Origin of the sequence: Actinoplanes subglobosus (genome assembly GCF_042650585.1) — a bacterium.
Taxonomy (GTDB): domain Bacteria; phylum Actinomycetota; class Actinomycetes; order Mycobacteriales; family Micromonosporaceae; genus Actinoplanes; species Actinoplanes subglobosus.
This window is the reverse complement of sequence record NZ_JBHSBL010000018.1, coordinates 181874-196576: the sequence shown is the minus strand read 5'-3', so window position 1 is coordinate 196576 and position 14703 is coordinate 181874. Positions and strand designations below refer to the sequence as shown.

At 71.3% G+C, this 14703-nt stretch carries 13 protein-coding genes; 4 read left to right on the top strand and 9 right to left on the bottom strand.

Translation table 11 applies throughout. The annotated features are described in order from the left end of the window. Window positions 1–67: 67 nt before the first annotated feature. Window positions 68–1507 (top strand): M1 family metallopeptidase, encoded by a 1440-nt coding sequence (locus ACFO0C_RS22795; RefSeq protein WP_378068694.1) that lies wholly within the window; start codon window positions 68–70, stop codon window positions 1505–1507. Window positions 1508–1542: 35 nt separating this feature from the next. Here ACFO0C_RS22795 and gatA read toward each other — a convergent pair whose 3' ends face one another. From gatA to ACFO0C_RS22750, 9 genes are all read right to left on the bottom strand, one after another. Further along, a complete protein-coding gene (gene gatA, locus ACFO0C_RS22790) occupies window positions 1543–3006 on the bottom strand; it encodes an Asp-tRNA(Asn)/Glu-tRNA(Gln) amidotransferase subunit GatA (RefSeq protein ID WP_378068693.1) in 1464 nt (487 codons plus the stop codon). A 3-nt stretch (window positions 3007–3009) separates the two neighbouring features. Beyond that, window positions 3010–3309 (bottom strand): Asp-tRNA(Asn)/Glu-tRNA(Gln) amidotransferase subunit GatC, encoded by a 300-nt coding sequence (gene gatC, locus ACFO0C_RS22785; RefSeq protein WP_317790419.1) that lies wholly within the window; start codon window positions 3307–3309, stop codon window positions 3010–3012. A 25-nt stretch (window positions 3310–3334) separates the two neighbouring features. Then, window positions 3335–5365, bottom strand: a complete 2031-nt coding sequence (locus ACFO0C_RS22780; protein ID WP_378068692.1) for a putative bifunctional diguanylate cyclase/phosphodiesterase — start codon at window positions 5363–5365, stop codon at window positions 3335–3337. Window positions 5366–5490: 125 nt separating this feature from the next. Further along, window positions 5491–7782, bottom strand: coding sequence for an NAD-dependent DNA ligase LigA (gene ligA, locus ACFO0C_RS22775; RefSeq protein WP_378069124.1), 2292 nt, complete (start codon window positions 7780–7782; stop codon window positions 5491–5493). A 47-nt stretch (window positions 7783–7829) separates the two neighbouring features. After that, window positions 7830–8828, bottom strand: coding sequence for a methionine synthase (locus tag ACFO0C_RS22770; protein ID WP_378068691.1), 999 nt, complete (start codon window positions 8826–8828; stop codon window positions 7830–7832). Next, window positions 8821–9909 (bottom strand): tRNA 2-thiouridine(34) synthase MnmA, encoded by a 1089-nt coding sequence (gene mnmA, locus ACFO0C_RS22765; protein WP_378068690.1) that lies wholly within the window; start codon window positions 9907–9909, stop codon window positions 8821–8823. Before mnmA ends, ACFO0C_RS22770 begins: the two co-directional genes overlap by 8 nt. 9 nt (window positions 9910–9918) lie before the next feature. After that, a complete protein-coding gene (locus ACFO0C_RS22760; RefSeq protein ID WP_378068689.1) occupies window positions 9919–11094 on the bottom strand; it encodes a cysteine desulfurase family protein in 1176 nt (391 codons plus the stop codon). A gap of 202 nt (window positions 11095–11296) precedes the next feature. Beyond that, window positions 11297–12229: an electron transfer flavoprotein subunit alpha/FixB family protein gene (locus tag ACFO0C_RS22755; protein ID WP_378068688.1), complete on the bottom strand. Its 933-nt coding sequence runs from the start codon at window positions 12227–12229 to the stop codon at window positions 11297–11299. A 20-nt stretch (window positions 12230–12249) separates the two neighbouring features. After that, a complete protein-coding gene (locus ACFO0C_RS22750) occupies window positions 12250–13026 on the bottom strand; it encodes an electron transfer flavoprotein subunit beta/FixA family protein (RefSeq protein ID WP_378068687.1) in 777 nt (258 codons plus the stop codon). A 412-nt stretch (window positions 13027–13438) separates the two neighbouring features. Here ACFO0C_RS22750 and ACFO0C_RS22745 point away from each other — a divergent pair, with 412 nt between their 5' ends. The 3 genes from ACFO0C_RS22745 to ACFO0C_RS22735 are packed head-to-tail and all read left to right on the top strand — an operon-like array spanning window position 13439 to window position 14543. Further along, complete coding sequence (locus ACFO0C_RS22745) at window positions 13439–13813, top strand: YidH family protein (RefSeq protein WP_378068686.1); 375 nt, start codon at window positions 13439–13441, stop codon at window positions 13811–13813. Beyond that, window positions 13813–14166, top strand: coding sequence for a DUF202 domain-containing protein (locus tag ACFO0C_RS22740; RefSeq protein WP_378068685.1), 354 nt, complete (start codon window positions 13813–13815; stop codon window positions 14164–14166). The genes ACFO0C_RS22745 and ACFO0C_RS22740 overlap by 1 nt, the downstream gene beginning before the upstream one ends. A gap of 38 nt (window positions 14167–14204) precedes the next feature. Further along, complete coding sequence (locus ACFO0C_RS22735) at window positions 14205–14543, top strand: PLD nuclease N-terminal domain-containing protein (RefSeq protein WP_378068684.1); 339 nt, start codon at window positions 14205–14207, stop codon at window positions 14541–14543. Window positions 14544–14703: the final 160 nt, after the last annotated feature.

Genomic DNA, 14703 nt, shown 5'->3' with positions numbered 1-14703 from the left:
CGGGACGAGTCCCCAGCCTAGTCGCCCGGTCTGACAGAGTTTGCATCCGCCCAGGAAGATCTAGCGCATGGGCCGCACCTCCGCCGTCGCCGCAGTCGCCGCGACACTCCTCATCACCGGCTGCACGTCGGCCGGCACCGACGAACCCACGCCCGCGAAGTCCGCCGGCGAGGCGGCGATCGACTACGGCCCGTGGGCGGCCGGGCGCTCCACACCCGTGGCCGACGAGCTGTACCCGGAGAAGGGCAACCCCGGCCTGGACGTGCTGCACTACGGGCTCGACCTGGACTGGAAGCCGGACACCAGGGTCCTCACCGGCACCGCCACCCTGCGGATCCGGCCGGTCGCCGCCGCGAGCGAGATCAAACTGGACTTCACCGGGCTCACCGTCGACAAGGTCACCGTCGACGGTACGGAGGCCACCGGCACCGTCGCGGACGAGAAGCTGGTGGTGCCCACGGCGGTCACCGCCGACCGGCCGGTGACGCTGACCGTCGCCTACCACGGCACGCCGAAACAGGTGGAGATGCCGTCACACCGCGGCGACGCCTCCGAGGGCATCGGGATGCGCTCGTCGAAGGACGGCGTCCTCTGGACCATGCAGGAGCCGTGGGGCGCGCTCACCTGGTACCCGGTGAACGAGCACCCGTCCGACGAGGCGCTCTACGACCTGGCGGTGACCGTCCCGGAGGGCTGGGCGGCGGCGGCGAGCGGCACGCCCGGCGCGGTGGAGGGGAACACCTACCGCTACCGCAGCGCGGACCCGGTGGCGGCGTACGTGACGACCCTCGCCGTCGACCGGTACAAGAGGATCGAGCAGACCGGCCCGCACGGGCTGAAGATCACGAACTTCGTGCTGCCGAAGACCGACGACCGGTACCTGAACACGCTGAAGAAGACGCCGAAACTGATCGAGTGGCTGGAGGAGCGGTTCGGGCCCTACCCGTACCCCTCGGCCGGTGCCCTGATGAACGGCTCCATCTCCGCCATGGAGACGCAGCAGATGCTCAGCATGGGCCGGCAGGCGTTCAAGGACGGCGATCTCAAGGAGTTCGAGGCGGTGCTCGTCCACGAGTACGCCCACCAGTGGTTCGGCAACGCGGTCACCCCGGCGACCTGGACCGATCTGTGGCTCAACGAGGGCTTCGCCACCTACATCCAGTACCTCTACGAGCAGGAGCTGTACGGCTTCGACGACGCCTACCTGGAGAACTACCTCCGGGAGAGCGACGCCAAGCTGCGCAAACGGGTCGGCCCGCCCGGCAAGCCGACCGCCGGCACGTTCGCCGAGAGCAACGTCTACGTCTGCCCGGCGGCCATGCTCAAGGAGCTGAACGACGCGCTCGGTGACAAGGAGTTCTTCGCGCTGGCCACGGCCTGGGTGGAGAAGAACCGCAACACCAACCAGGACCGGGCGTCGTTCACCGCTTTCGTCAACGCGGAGACCGGCAAGGACTTCACCGGGCTGATCGACGCCTGGCTCGACTCACCGACCACGCCGGCCTGACATCGCGAGGGGGCCGTGGGCCCCCTCGCGACACGTCAGAGCGCCGGCGGCGTGAAGGTGCCGACAGCCGACTCCAGGGCGGCGGCGACCCGGTACATCCGGTCGTCGGCCATGGTCGGGCCCATGATCTGGAAACCGACCGGCAGGCCCTCGGAGAGACCGCACGGGACCGAGATGGCCGGGCCACCGTACAGGTTCGTCGGGATGGTGAACAGGTCGGCGAGATACATCTGATACGGGTCGCTGGTCCGCGAGCCGAACGGGAACGCCACGAACGGGGTGGTCGGCGAGACCAGCACGTCCACCTGCTCGAACGCGGCCTGGAAGTCGCGGGTGATCAGGGTCCGGACCTTCTGCGCCTGGCCGTAGTAGGCGTCGTAGTAGCCACTCGACAGCGCGTAGGTGCCCAGGATGATGCGCCGCTTGACCTCGGGACCGAAGCCCTCGTCACGGGTCAGCGACATGACCTCCTCGAGCGACCGGCTGCCGTCGTCGCCGGAGCGCAGGCCGTACCGCACGCCGTCGAAGCGGGCCAGGTTCGACGAGCACTCGCTCGGGGCGATCAGGTAGTACGCGGGCAACGCGTACTGGAAGTTCGGGCAGGACACCTCGACGACCTCGGCACCCAGCTTGACCAGCTTTTGCAGTGTCTCCTGGAAAGCCGCGGTCACGCCGGGCTCGGAGCCGTCACCGGCGAACTCCTTGACCAGGCCCAGCTTCACACCGGTCAGGTCACCGGTCGCGCCCAGGCGGGCGGCGGCCACCACGTCCGGCACCGGCTGCGGGATCGAGGTCGAGTCGCGCGGGTCGTGGCCGGCGATCACCGCGTGCAGCAGGGCGGTGTCCTCGACGGTCCGGCCGCACGGGCCCGGGGTGTCCAGCGAGGAGGAGAACGCGATCAGGCCGTAGCGGGAGGTGCCACCATACGTCGGTTTGGCGCCGACCGTGCCGGTGACCGCGCCGGGCTGACGGATCGAGCCGCCGGTGTCGGTGCCGATCGCCAGCGGCGCCTCGTAGGCCGCGAGCGCCGCCGCCGAGCCACCGCCCGAGCCACCCGGGATGCGGCCCAGGTCCCACGGGTTGTTGGTGGGGCCGTAAGCGCTGTACTCCGTGGAGGAGCCCATCGCGAACTCGTCCATGTTGGTCTTGCCGAGGATCGGCATGCCGGCGGCCTTGAGGCGCTCGACGATGGTCGCGTCGTACGGCGGCTTCCACCCCTCGAGGATCTTGGAGGCGGCCGTGGTCGGGATGCCCTTGGTGGTCACCACGTCCTTGACGGCGATCGGCACACCGGCCAGCGGGCCGGTGATCTCGCCCCGGTCGACGGCCTCGGCCGCGGCGAGCGCGCCCTCCCGGTCGACGTGCAGGAACGCGTGGACCCGCTCGTCGACGGCGGCGATGCGGTCCAGGTGGGCGGTCGCCACCTCGACGGCGGAGACCTCCCGCGACGCGATCATCGACGCGAGCGAAGCGGCGGAGAGCCTGGTCAGGTCACTCACAGGTCAGTCCTCCTCGTCCAGGATGCGCGGCACGCGGAAGCGGCCCTCGTAGGCGTCCGGCGCGCCGGACAACGCCGCGTCCTGCGCCAGGCTCGGCGTGGGGACGTCCTCGCGATACACGTTGGTCAGTGGAACCGAGTGCGAGGTCGGCGGAATGTCCTCCGCGGCCACCTCACCGACCCGGGCGACCGACTGGAGGATCACGTCGAGCTGCCCGGCGAATCGGTCGAGCTCCTCCTCGGTCACGGCGAGCCGCGACAGGCGCGCCAGGTGCGCTACCTCTTCGCGGGAGATGGCGGCCATCCTGCCCCCTTGCTGATTGAGCGTCTCAGTTGCTTGACGTTTGCGATGTGCCCACAGAGTCTATTTCGCCGCGATTCCCGGGTCGGACCGGGCGGTACCGCGACAGCCAGTCAGCCAGATCCGCGGCCGGCATCGGACGGGCGTGGAACCAGCCTTGCGCGATGTGACAACCCGATGCCGCGAGAAGACGCCAGGTCACCTCATCCTCCACACCTTCCGCGACGGCACGGAGCCCGAGGGCCTCGGCCAGACCGATCACCGATCGTACGATCGCCGCGTCCCCGGAGTCGGCGGCCATGCCGAGCACGAACGAGCGGTCGATCTTGACCTCGGACAGCGGCAGCCGGCGCAGGTGCTGGAGTGACGAGTAACCGGTGCCGAAGTCGTCGAGCGAGATCGCCACCCCCATCCGGGACAGTCGCGTGGTGGTCTCCAGCACCCGGTGCGGGTCGGCCATCAGCGCGCTCTCGGTGATCTCCAGCTGGAGCAGGTCGGCGGGCACGCCGTACCGCCCCAGCAGCACACCGACCCGGTCGGCGATGTCACCGGCGTGCAGATCGCGGGCGCTCACGTTGACCGCGGCCCGCAGCGGGACGCCGGCCTCGCGCCACGCCGCCAGCTGGGCCACCACCTCCTCCAGCACCCGGGCGGTGAGCAGGCGCATCACCGGGGTCGGCTCGGCCGCCCGCAGCAGTTCCTCCGGCCCGATCGTGCCGCGCCGCGGATGCCGCCAGCGCAACAACGCCTCCACCCCGACCACCTCGCCGGTCGCGATCGCGATCTGCGGCTGGTAGTAGAGGACTATCCCGTCGTCCGGCGGGTCCCGTCGCAGCGCCGTCCGCAGGTCCGCGACCAGGCTCAACCGGTCCGGGGTGTGCTTGGCCGCCTCCGGCCCGTGCACCGCCACCTGGTCGCCGCGCTGTTTCGCCTCGTACATCGCCGACTCGGCCTCGCGCAGCAGGGTGCTGCCGTCCCGGCGGCCGGCCTGGAGCGCTATCCCGATCGACGCGCTCAGCTCGACCGGGGTGCCGTCCAGCGGGAACGGGCGGCTCAGCGCCTCGGCCAGGTGCTGGGCGATCCGCCGGGCCGACGCCGGGTCCTCGACCCGGGTGGCGAGCACCGCGAACTCGTCCCCGCCGAGCCGGACCACCAGGTCGTGGGCGGGCACCACCGCGGTGAGCCGGTCGGCGACCCGGCTCAGCAGCCGGTCGCCGGCACCGTGGCCGAGAGCGTCGTTGACCGCGCGGAACCGGTCCAGGTCGAGCAGCAGCAGGGCGCGGCGCCGATCGGCGGGGCGCTCGGCCATCGCCGTCTGCAGGGCACGCCGGTTCGGCAGGCCGGTCAGCGGGTCGAAGCGGGTGGCCCGCTCGGACTCCCCGGCCCAGCGGACCATCCGGTGCACGGCGTGCAGGGCCAGCAGCGCGAGCGGCAGCAGGGCCGGGCTGACCAGGGCGGCGACCAGCACCACCGGGCCGAGCAGCAGCAGGGCGGCGGTGGCGAGCAGGTCGGCGTGCCCGCGGCGGCGCCGGGCCGGGGCCCGGCTGTCCGAGGTGAGGCCACGGACCAGGCCGGCAACCGCGTGCCGGGCGGTGATCCAGGCGATCGCGGCGGCACAGATGACCAGCGCGTCCCACCAGTCGGGGCTCGGGTCGACCCGCAGCCGGCCCAGGCCCGCCACGCCCGCGGCCGCGCCGAGCGCCGCGACGTGCTGGACGCCGAGATGCACCGTCCGCCGCAGCGACTGCCGCATCCGGGCGCCGGCCACGGCGACCGCGACCAGCTGCACCGCGATCGCCGGTGCCGCGCCCCAGGCCAGCGCCACCGCGAAGGTGAAGCAGATCGAGGGCAGGATCACCGCGCTGGCCCGGCGCCCGGGAACCACGTAAGGCCTGGCGTCGACCACGACGGCCAGCAGGGCCATCGCCCAGAAGGCGGGTGGCAGGGCGTCGGCCGGCCCGAACAGGAGCGCCAGGGCGGTGGCACCGGCCGAGGCCGTGGAGACGATCACTGTGCGCCGGTGCCGCCGGCCGGCCGTCCGCGGGCGAGCGGCATCCATGCGACCTCCATGATGGCCTCGATCACCGATCGCATACACCATAGATCCACATGGCGCTTTTTGCCCTAAAGCACCTATACGTTGTTAAAAGGTATTGACCCGCAGAACGTACGATCCGTGATGTTTCACCCTTCCGGGGCGGTCTCGGCGATCGCGCGGGCCGCCTCCGGACCGTCGGCGAGCAGCACACCGAAGCCGGCCTCGTCGAGCACCGGCACCTTGAGCGCCATCGCCTTGTCGTACTTGCTGCCCGGGTTCTCACCGACCACCACGAACCCGGTCTTTTTCGACACCGAGCCGCTCACCTTGCCGCCACGGGACGTGATCTCCTCGGCCGCCTTGTCGCGCGTGTAGCCGGCGAGCGTGCCGGTCACCACGACGGTCAGCCCGTCCAGCGTGCGCGGGCCGGCCTCGACCCGCTCGTCGGCCATCACGACGCCGGCCGCCCGCCATTTCGCCACGATCTCCCGATGCCAGTCGACGGCGAACCACTCCCGCAGACTCTGCGCGATCGTCGGCCCGACACCCTCCACCTCGGCGAGCGGGTCGACGGGCTTGGCGGCGCGCCGCTTGGCCACGGTCTCCTCCGCCACCGGCTCACCCGCCACCGCAACGGCATCCTCGGGCGCCGCGTCAGGCAAGACCTCGGGCGCCGCGTCAGGCAAGACCTCGGGCGCCGCGTCAGGCAAGACCTCGGGCGCCGCGTCGGAGGGGACCTCGGGCGAGGCCGGAGCCACCGCCGACGTCCGGTCGATGAGCTCCTCAATCGCCGCCATCGAGCCGAACTCCAGCGCCAGCGCCCCCGCCGCGTCAGGCCCCACATGCCGGATCGACAGCCCCCGCAGGATCCGGGCGAGCGGCCGCGCCTTGGCCTCGGCCAGGCTGGCCAGCATCTTGGCCGCGTTGGCCCCGAGCGTCCCGTCCTTCTTCACGAAGAAGGGAGCCCGCAACAGGTCCTCCTCGGTGAGGTCGAACAGGTCGCCCTCATCGAAGATCACCCCCGAGTCGATCAGCGCCCGCGCCGATTTCTCGCCCAGCACGTCGATGTCGAGGACATTGCGATGACCGACATAGGTCAGCCGCTCGCGCCGCTGCCCCAGGCAATACCGCGAGTTGGGGCACCGGATGTCGATGTCGCCCTCTTTCGCCGGGGCCAGCGGCGTGCCGCAGTCGGGGCACTCGGTCGGCATCACGAACGCCCGCGCGTCCGCCGGCCGCAGCTCCAGCACAGGCCCGAGGATCTCCGGGATCACGTCACCGGCCTTGCGCAGCACCACCGTGTCGCCGATCAGCACGCCCTTGCGGACCACCTCCTGCGCGTTGTGCAGGGTGGCGAACTCCACCTCGGACCCGGCCACCACCACCGGCTCCACCACGGCATAGGGGGTGACCCGGCCGGTGCGGCCCACATTGACCTGGATGTCGACCAGCTTGGTGGTGACCTCCTCGGGCGGGTACTTGAAGGCGATCGCCCAGCGTGGCGCCCGGCTCGTCGAGCCGAGCCGCCCCTGGATCGCCACGTCGTCGATCTTCACCACCACGCCGTCGATGTCGTGCTCGACGGAGTGCCTGTTCTTACCGTAGAAGTCGATGAACTCGCGCACCCCGGCCAGATCGTCGACCAGCCGCCAGCGCGAGCTGACCGGCAGCCCCCATGCCCTCATCGCGGCGTAGGACTCCGACTGGGAGGCCGGGCTGAACCCCTCCCGCGCGCCGAGACCGTGCACCACCATGCCCAGGCCGCGCGCCGCGGTGACCCGTGGGTCCTTCTGCCGGAGGCTGCCCGACGCGGCGTTGCGCGGATTCATGTACGTCGGTCTGCCCTGCTCGACCAGCATCGCGTTGAGCGCCGCGAACGCCTCCGCCGGGAAGTAGATCTCGCCGCGCACCTCGACCAGGTCGGGCACGTCGTCGCCGGTCAGCCGCTCCGGGATGTCGGCGATGGTCCGCACGTTGGGCGTCACGTCGTCGCCGACCCGCCCGGTGCCCCGGGTGGCGGCCCGGACCAGCACACCCTTCTCATACGTCAGGTTGATCGCCAGGCCGTCGATCTTGAGCTCGCAGAGGAACCGCACCGGCCCACCGGCGTCACGCACGGCGCGCTCGGCCCACGTGGTCAGCTCGTCGAGGTTGAACACATTGTCCAGCGACATCATGCGCTCGGCGTGCTCGACCTTGGGGAAGTCGCCGGAGACCGTGCCGCCGACGGTCTGTGTGGGCGACTCGGGAGTGCGCAGCTCGGGGAACTCCGCCTCGAGCGCCTCCAGCTCGCGCAGCAGCAGGTCGAACTCGGCATCCGACACCGTCGGCGCGTCGAGCTGGTAATAGCGGTGCTGATGCTCGCGGATCTCGTCGGCCAGCTCGGCATGCCGGGAAGATGCCTCTGGTGTCGCCACTGAACCGAACCTCCGTGTCAGGAATACCTAGGTGGCACGGTAACCCCACCCCCTGACACTTTCCGCCCTCAGACCTCGGCGATCCGGCGGCCGGCCTCCGTGCACGCCTTGAGCAACGCGCGAACGTATCCCATCGGCGCGCCCGCCAGCCCGCACGCCGGGGTGATCACCACCTGCTCGGGCAGCCGGGCCGCCGGGAAGCCGAGCTTGCGCCACAGGGCGCTCACCCGCTCGGCGATCTGCTTCGAGTCGGGCGGCCGCGCTCCCGCCGCCGGGAGGGTCGGCGCCGCACCGGCGAAGATCCCCAGCCCGGCCTCGATCGCCTCGCCCAGCGGGTCCAGGTCTTTCAGCAGCGACAGGTCGAGGGCCACCGCGGCGGCCCGGGAGTCCCGGATCACCTGGAGCGGCACCCCCGGCGCGCAGCAGTGCACGATCACCGGCGCGTCCACGGCCTCGGCCACGGTCCGCAGCCTGGTCGCCGCGTCGGGGCCGTCGACCTTCCGATACGCGCTGAGGCCGCTCTCGGTCGGCACCCGGCCGGCCAGCACCGTGGGCAGTGACGGCTCGTCCAGCTGCAGCAGGATCGTCGCCCCGGGCACGCGTTTGCGCACGTCGGTCACGTGCCGCCGGAGCCCCTCGGCGAGCGAGTCGGTCAGGTCACGCACGGCGCCCGGGTCACGCAGCATCCGGCCGCCGATCGGCAGGTCCAGGCTCGCCGCGAGAGTCCACGGCCCGGCCGCCTGGATCTTGAGCGGGCCGGAGTAGCCGTCGGCCTGCTCGGTCAGCTGGTCCAGGTCACGCTCAAGCAGGTCGGCGGTCCGCCGGAGGTCCTGCCCGGGACGCGAGGCGATCTGCCAGCGACCGGCGTAGAGCTGCACCGGCAACTCGACCAGGAACCCGGCCGTGCGCCCGATCATGTCCGAGCCGGGGCCGCGCGCCGGCAACTCGGGCAGGTGCGGCAGGCCGGGCAGCTCACCCAGGACGATCCGTTGCGCCTCGGCGATGTCAGTGCCGGGCAGCGACCCGATGCCGGTGGCGACACCCGGCCCCCAGGGAAAGTCAGACATGCGTCGAGGCCCGTGAACCGGCAGTGATCGTCGCCGAGCCGAGCACGATGTCGCCGGCCGGGTCGGGCCGGTAGGCCACGATCGCCTGACCTGCGGCGACGCCCCGAGCGGGAGACTTCAGCGTCGCCACCAGAGAGTCGGCCGTGACCGCAACGGAAGCCCCGACGACCTCACCGTGCGCCCGGAGCTGAACCTCACAGTCCGAGATATCCGAAGACGAGTGCCAGATCGGGCGATCCGCGGTCACCAGGTCGACCGACAGGTCCTCACGCGGCCCGACGGTCACCGTGTTGGAGACGGGAGTGATCGACAACACGTAACGAGGGCGGCCGTCAGCGGCCGGGACCCGCAGGTCGAGGCCCTTGCGCTGACCGATGGTGAAGCCATACGCCCCGTTGTGCGTCCCCAGCTTCTCCCCGGTCCGCCCGTCGACGATGTCGCCCGGCGCCGCCCCGAGCCGGCTCTCCAGGAACCCGCGGGTGTCGCCGTCGGAGATGAAGCAGATGTCGTGCGAGTCGGGCTTGTCGGCCACGGCCAGGCCGCGCTCGGCGGCCTCGGCCCGGACCTGCTCCTTCGTCGAGTCGCCGAGCGGGAAGATCGCCCGGTCGAGCTGCGCGCGGGTCAGCACGGCCAGCACGTAGGACTGGTCCTTGGGCAGGTCGACACTGCGGCGCAGCAGGCCGTCGGCGCCCAGGCGGGCGTGGTGACCGGTGACCACGGCGTCGAAGCCGAGCGCGACCGCCCGGTCCAGCACCGCGGCGAACTTGATCTTCTCGTTGCAGCGCAGGCACGGGTTGGGCGTGCGGCCCGCCGCATACTCGCTCACGAAGTCGTCGACGACGCTGTCGTGGAACTCCTCCGCCATGTCCCACACATAGAACGGGATGCCGATCACGTCGGCGGCCCGGCGCGCGTCGCGCGAGTCCTCCAGGGTGCAGCAGCCGCGCGCCCCGGTCCGGAACGTCTGTGGATTACGCGCCAGCGCCAGGTGCACACCGGTGACGTCGTGGCCGGCATCCCGCGCACGGGCAGCGGCGACCGCGGAATCGACACCACCCGACATGGCCGCAAGAACTCGCATGGAGCAAGCCTATCTGGACGTCTTCCAGGCCCCCGCCCGCCGGGCCCGCTCCACCGCACCCGGCAGGGCCACGAGCAGCGCGTCCACATCCGCCTTGGTGCTGTCGTGGCCGAGGCTGAACCGCAGCGACGCCCGTGCCCGCCCGTCGTCGGCACCCATCGCGAGCAGCACGTGACTGGGCTGCGCGACCCCGGCCGAACAGGCCGACCCGGTCGAGCAGTAGATCCCCTGCGCGTCCAGGAGCAGCAGCAACGCGTCCCCCTCACAGCCGGGGAAGGAGAAGTGCGCGTTACCGGGCAGCCGGTCGCCGGGATCACCGTTGAGGATCGCGTCCGGGATCGCGGCCCGCACCCGGCCCACCAGGTCGTCCCGCAGCGCGGCGACCCGGGCGATGTGCTCCTCGCGCTCGGCGACCGCGGTCTCGACCGCCGTGGCGAACGCCACCACACCCGGCGTGTCCAGCGTCCCCGACCGCACGTCACGCTCCTGGCCGCCGCCGTGCAGCAGCGGTGTGCACGGCACGTCCCGCCCGAGCAGCAGCGCACCCACGCCGACCGGGCCGCCGACCTTGTGTCCGGTGAGCGTCAGCGCCGCGGCCCCACTGCCGGCGAAATCGACCGGCACCTGCCCGACCGCCTGCACCGCGTCGGTGTGAAACGGCACACCCGCGCCCGCCGCGATCGCCGCCAGCGCGGTCACCGGCTGGATCGTGCCGACCTCGTTGTTGGCCCACTGCACGCTGACCACGGCGATCTCGTCACCGTGCGCCCTGATCAACTCGGCGAACGCCACCGGATCGACCCGCCCGGCCTCGTCCACCGGCTGCAGCGTGACCTCGGCGCCCTCGTGCCGCCCGAGCCACTCGACCGCGTCCAGCACCGCGTGATGCTCGACCGCCGACGCGACCACACGACGCCGCCGCGGATCGGCGTCCCGCCGCGCCCAGAAGATGCCCTTGGCGGCTAGATTGTCCGCCTCGGTGCCGCCGCCGGTGAACACCACCTCGGACGGACGCGCCCCCAGCGACGCGGCGACCCGCTCGCGGGACTCCTCCACCAGCCGTCGGGCCCCCCGCCCCGCCGCGTGCAGCGAGGACGGATTGCCAAGCTCACGCGCCGCCGCGACATAGGCGTCGAGCGCGGCGGGCAGCATCGGCGTGGTAGCCGCATGATCGAGATAGGCCATCGCCCCCAAGCTTAGGCCGTCCCCCGGCCGCCGCCCGTGCCCGTCCTCTCTCAAAAGATCAACACCACACCCCCGCTGTGGTACGCCGCACGCCGCCCCCGGCCGCGAACCACGCCGTCCCGGCCGGGCGAGGCCCGTGGCGTACCCCGGGAAAGGCGAACGGCCCGGCGGAAGACCGCCGGGCCGTGACCGGATGCCGGTGTTACTTGCGCTTGCGGATCTCCTCGGCGGCCTGCGGGACCACCTTGAAGAGGTCGCCGACCACGCCGAAGTCGGCCAGCTCGAAGATCGGGGCCTCGGCGTCCTTGTTGACCGCGACGATCGTCTTCGAGGTCTGCATGCCGGCCCGGTGCTGGATCGCACCGGAGATGCCGAGCGCCACGTAGAGCTGCGGCGACACCGTCTTGCCGGTCTGCCCGACCTGGAACTGGTGCGGGTAGTAGCCGCTGTCGACCGCCGCACGCGACGCGCCGACCGCGCCACCGAGCAGGTCGGCCAGCTCCTCGACCAGCTTGAAGTTGTCCGCGTTGCCGACGCCGCGACCGCCGGAGACGACGATCCCGGCCTCGGTCAGCTCGGGGCGCGAGCCCTTCTGCTCGGCGACACGCTCGACGACCCTGGTCAGCTTGTCGCTGTCGGTGACGGCGACGGTCAGCTGCTCGACCGCGGGGGTGGCGGCGGACGCCTCGGGGGTGACCGAGTTCGGCCGGATGGTGACGATCGGCAGGCCCTTGGTGACCTTGGACTTCACGATCGCCGAACCAGCGAAGATCGCCTGGGTGGCGGTGCCGTCGGCGTCCAGCCCGACCGCGTCGGTGAGCAGGCCGTTGTCCAGCTTGACGGCCAGACGCGCGGCGATCTCCTTACCCTCCTGAGTGGAGGCGAGCAGCACCGCGGCCGGCGAGACCTGCTTCACCAGCTCGGCGACCACCGTCGCCTTGGGGGCCACCAGGTAACCCGAGACGTCCTCACCGGACGCGACGTAGATCTTCTCGGCACCGAACTCACCGAGCTTCGCGGTGTCGGCCTCACCGAACACCACCGCCGAGACCGACCCGAGACCACGGGCGATCGTCAGCATCTCGAGGGTGACCTTCTTGACGCCGTTCTCGACGACGACCAGTACCTCAGCCATTTTCCGCTATCCCCTCGGGCTCAGACGAACTTCTCGGTGGCGAGGTAAGAGACGAGCTGCTCGCCACCGTTGCCCTCGTCGACGACCTTGGCGCCACCGGTCCGCGCCGGGCGCTTGGTGAACTCCAGCACCTGGCTGGTCGCGCCGGCCGAGCCGACCTCGTCACCGGAGATACCCAGGTCACCCAGCGACAGGGCCTGCACCGGCTTCTTCTTGGCGGCCATGATGCCCTTGAAGGACGGGTACCGCGGCTCGTTGATGGTGTCCCACACGCTCACGATCGCCGGGGTCGCGGCCGTGACGACCTCGTAGCCCTCGTCGGTCTGCCGCTCGACGGTCAACTGCGAACCGTCCACGGTCAGCTTCCGGGCACCGGTCAACGCGGCCACACCCAGCAGCTCGGCCAGCATGTGCGGAACCACCTGGACCCGGCCGTCGGTCGACTCGGCACCACTGAGGATCAGGTCGGCATCCAGCGTGCGCAGCGCGGCGGCCAGCACCTTGGACGTGGCGACCGCGCAGGAACCGTGCAGGGCATCATCCTGAACATGGACGGCCTTGTCGGGTCCCATGGAGAGGGCCTTACGGATGGAGTCGGTCGCGCCCGCCGGACCGACGGTCAGGACGGTCACCTCGCCACCGTGCGCCTCTTTGATCTTCAGCGCTTCCTCGATGGCGTATTCGTCCATCTCGTTGATGACATTGCTCGACGAGGCCCGGTCCACCGAGAAATCAGGGCTCAGGGTGCGCTCGGCACCGGAGTCGGGTACCTGCTTCACCAGTACGACGATGTTCATCGCGCTACTACGACCCTCCTGTATTGAACGCACCGTTGCGGTCGACCCTGTCCTTGGCGCCGGAACGATGCCGGGGCGGCGGACATGTCAGCCAGGTTACCCGCCAGTAGCTTCACTGTTGCCGGCCACCCAGAGTGACACACCTCACCCGCGCGGCGATCACGATCGCTACAGTGGGCGATGAGGAGGTGTCAGACATGTCCGGTCAAAACGTCTCACTCGTGGAGGGCATGAGCCCATCCACGACCCATACTCCCCCACGGCCCGATCCTCTGGAGCCGCAGTCCCATGGACGAGCGGGCCCGGACTCTCCGTGGTGCCGGTGCGGGCGGCCACGGGAGGCCTGTGTGAGTGACGAAGTACGCAATCTCTGGTTCCACCTTCTCGACCCAATAGGTCAATAATCGGCAGCGTGTTCGGTGAGTTGAGGCATTGGTTCGCGGCGTCACAGACCGGCACCACTCCCGACTATCGCTTCTCCCTCGCCAACGAGCGCACGTTCCTGGCGTGGATCCGCACCGGACTGGCCCTGATCGCCGGCGGCCTGGCCTGCGCACAGTTCCTGCCGCCGCTGCCGGTCCGGCATCTGCGCGAGATCATCGCGATCCTGCTGCTGGTGCTCGGCGCCCTGGTGGCGTTGAGGGCCGTCGACCACTGGGTGCGTACCGAACGGGCCATGCGGATGGGCACGGACCTGCCGCGCTCCCGGTTCCCGGCGGTGCTGGCGATCGCGGTGGCCGCCGGCGCTGTGGTGATCATCGTCGCGGTCCTGATCCAGGTGTTCTGATGACCGGCCCCTGCGCCGAGCACCATCGCGATCCGGGGGCGTGCGCCGGGGTGCGCCGCGATCCGGGCGCCTCGGCCGAGCGGACCAGGCTGGCCTGGCGGCGTACCGGGCTGTCCGCGGCCGCGGTGGCGTTGCTCACCGTCCGGCCCGCGTTCACCCCGGGTGCCGGCCCCGCCGAGTGGCTGACCGCCGCCGCCGCGATGGGTGCCTTGGCCGGGATAGCCGGGATGGCCATCCACCGGTCGAGGGAGCTGCGCGACCGGTTCCCGGGGCCCGCGCCACGGACCGTCCGGGCCTACGCGGTGCTGGTGACGGTGCTGGCGCTCCTCGGCGGCTGGGTTGTCATGCTCTGATCGTCGCCGTCCCGGCGAGGGAGAGGCATCATTGCGGCATGGTCCGGTTGTTCATCCTCCTGGCCGGGGCGGCGCTCGTGCTGCTCGTCCTGGCACTCATCAGCGTCCTGTCGGCCGAGCGGGTGCGCAACGCGCCTCGTGCCGTCTGGGTCCTGGTGATCCTGCTGCTCCCGATCGCCGGTCCGATCGCCTACTTCTTCGCGGGCCGGCCGATCGACCGCAGCAGCCGCCCGTCCCGCCGTCCGTCCTCACCCGACGACGACCCAGACTTCCTCCGTTCGATGGGCGGCGACGAACAGTCCCGGCGTGACCGTGAGCTGCTCGCCCAGTGGGAGCGCGAGCTCCACCAGGACGACGAGCAGCAGGACCGCCCATAGCCCCAGCCAACCGCGCCCCTCGGACAGCCGCGACCCCTCCGGTCACCGCGCCCCTCAGGCAACCGCGCCCCTCAGGCAACCGCGCCGCTCAGGCAACCGCGCCGCTCAGGCAACCGCGCCGCTCAGGCAACCGCGCCCCTCAGGCAACCGCGCCCCTCAG

Excerpts from the sequence above, each read along its gene's own strand:
- ACFO0C_RS22795 (WP_378068694.1), top strand. The coding sequence starts at position 68 with ATGGGCCGCACCTCCGCCGTCGCCGCAGTCGCCGCGACACTCCTCATC.
- gatC (WP_317790419.1), bottom strand. The coding sequence starts at position 3,309 with ATGGCCGCCATCTCCCGCGAAGAGGTAGCGCACCTGGCGCGCCTGTCG.
- ACFO0C_RS22780 (WP_378068692.1), bottom strand. The coding sequence starts at position 5,365 with ATGGATGCCGCTCGCCCGCGGACGGCCGGCCGGCGGCACCGGCGCACA.
- ACFO0C_RS22770 (WP_378068691.1), bottom strand. The coding sequence starts at position 8,828 with ATGTCTGACTTTCCCTGGGGGCCGGGTGTCGCCACCGGCATCGGGTCG.
- mnmA (WP_378068690.1), bottom strand. The coding sequence starts at position 9,909 with ATGCGAGTTCTTGCGGCCATGTCGGGTGGTGTCGATTCCGCGGTCGCC.
- ACFO0C_RS22760 (WP_378068689.1), bottom strand. The coding sequence starts at position 11,094 with ATGGCCTATCTCGATCATGCGGCTACCACGCCGATGCTGCCCGCCGCG.
- ACFO0C_RS22755 (WP_378068688.1), bottom strand. The coding sequence starts at position 12,229 with ATGGCTGAGGTACTGGTCGTCGTCGAGAACGGCGTCAAGAAGGTCACC.
- ACFO0C_RS22750 (WP_378068687.1), bottom strand. The coding sequence starts at position 13,026 with ATGAACATCGTCGTACTGGTGAAGCAGGTACCCGACTCCGGTGCCGAG.
- ACFO0C_RS22740 (WP_378068685.1), top strand. The coding sequence starts at position 13,813 with ATGACCGGCCCCTGCGCCGAGCACCATCGCGATCCGGGGGCGTGCGCC.
- ACFO0C_RS22735 (WP_378068684.1), top strand. The coding sequence starts at position 14,205 with ATGGTCCGGTTGTTCATCCTCCTGGCCGGGGCGGCGCTCGTGCTGCTC.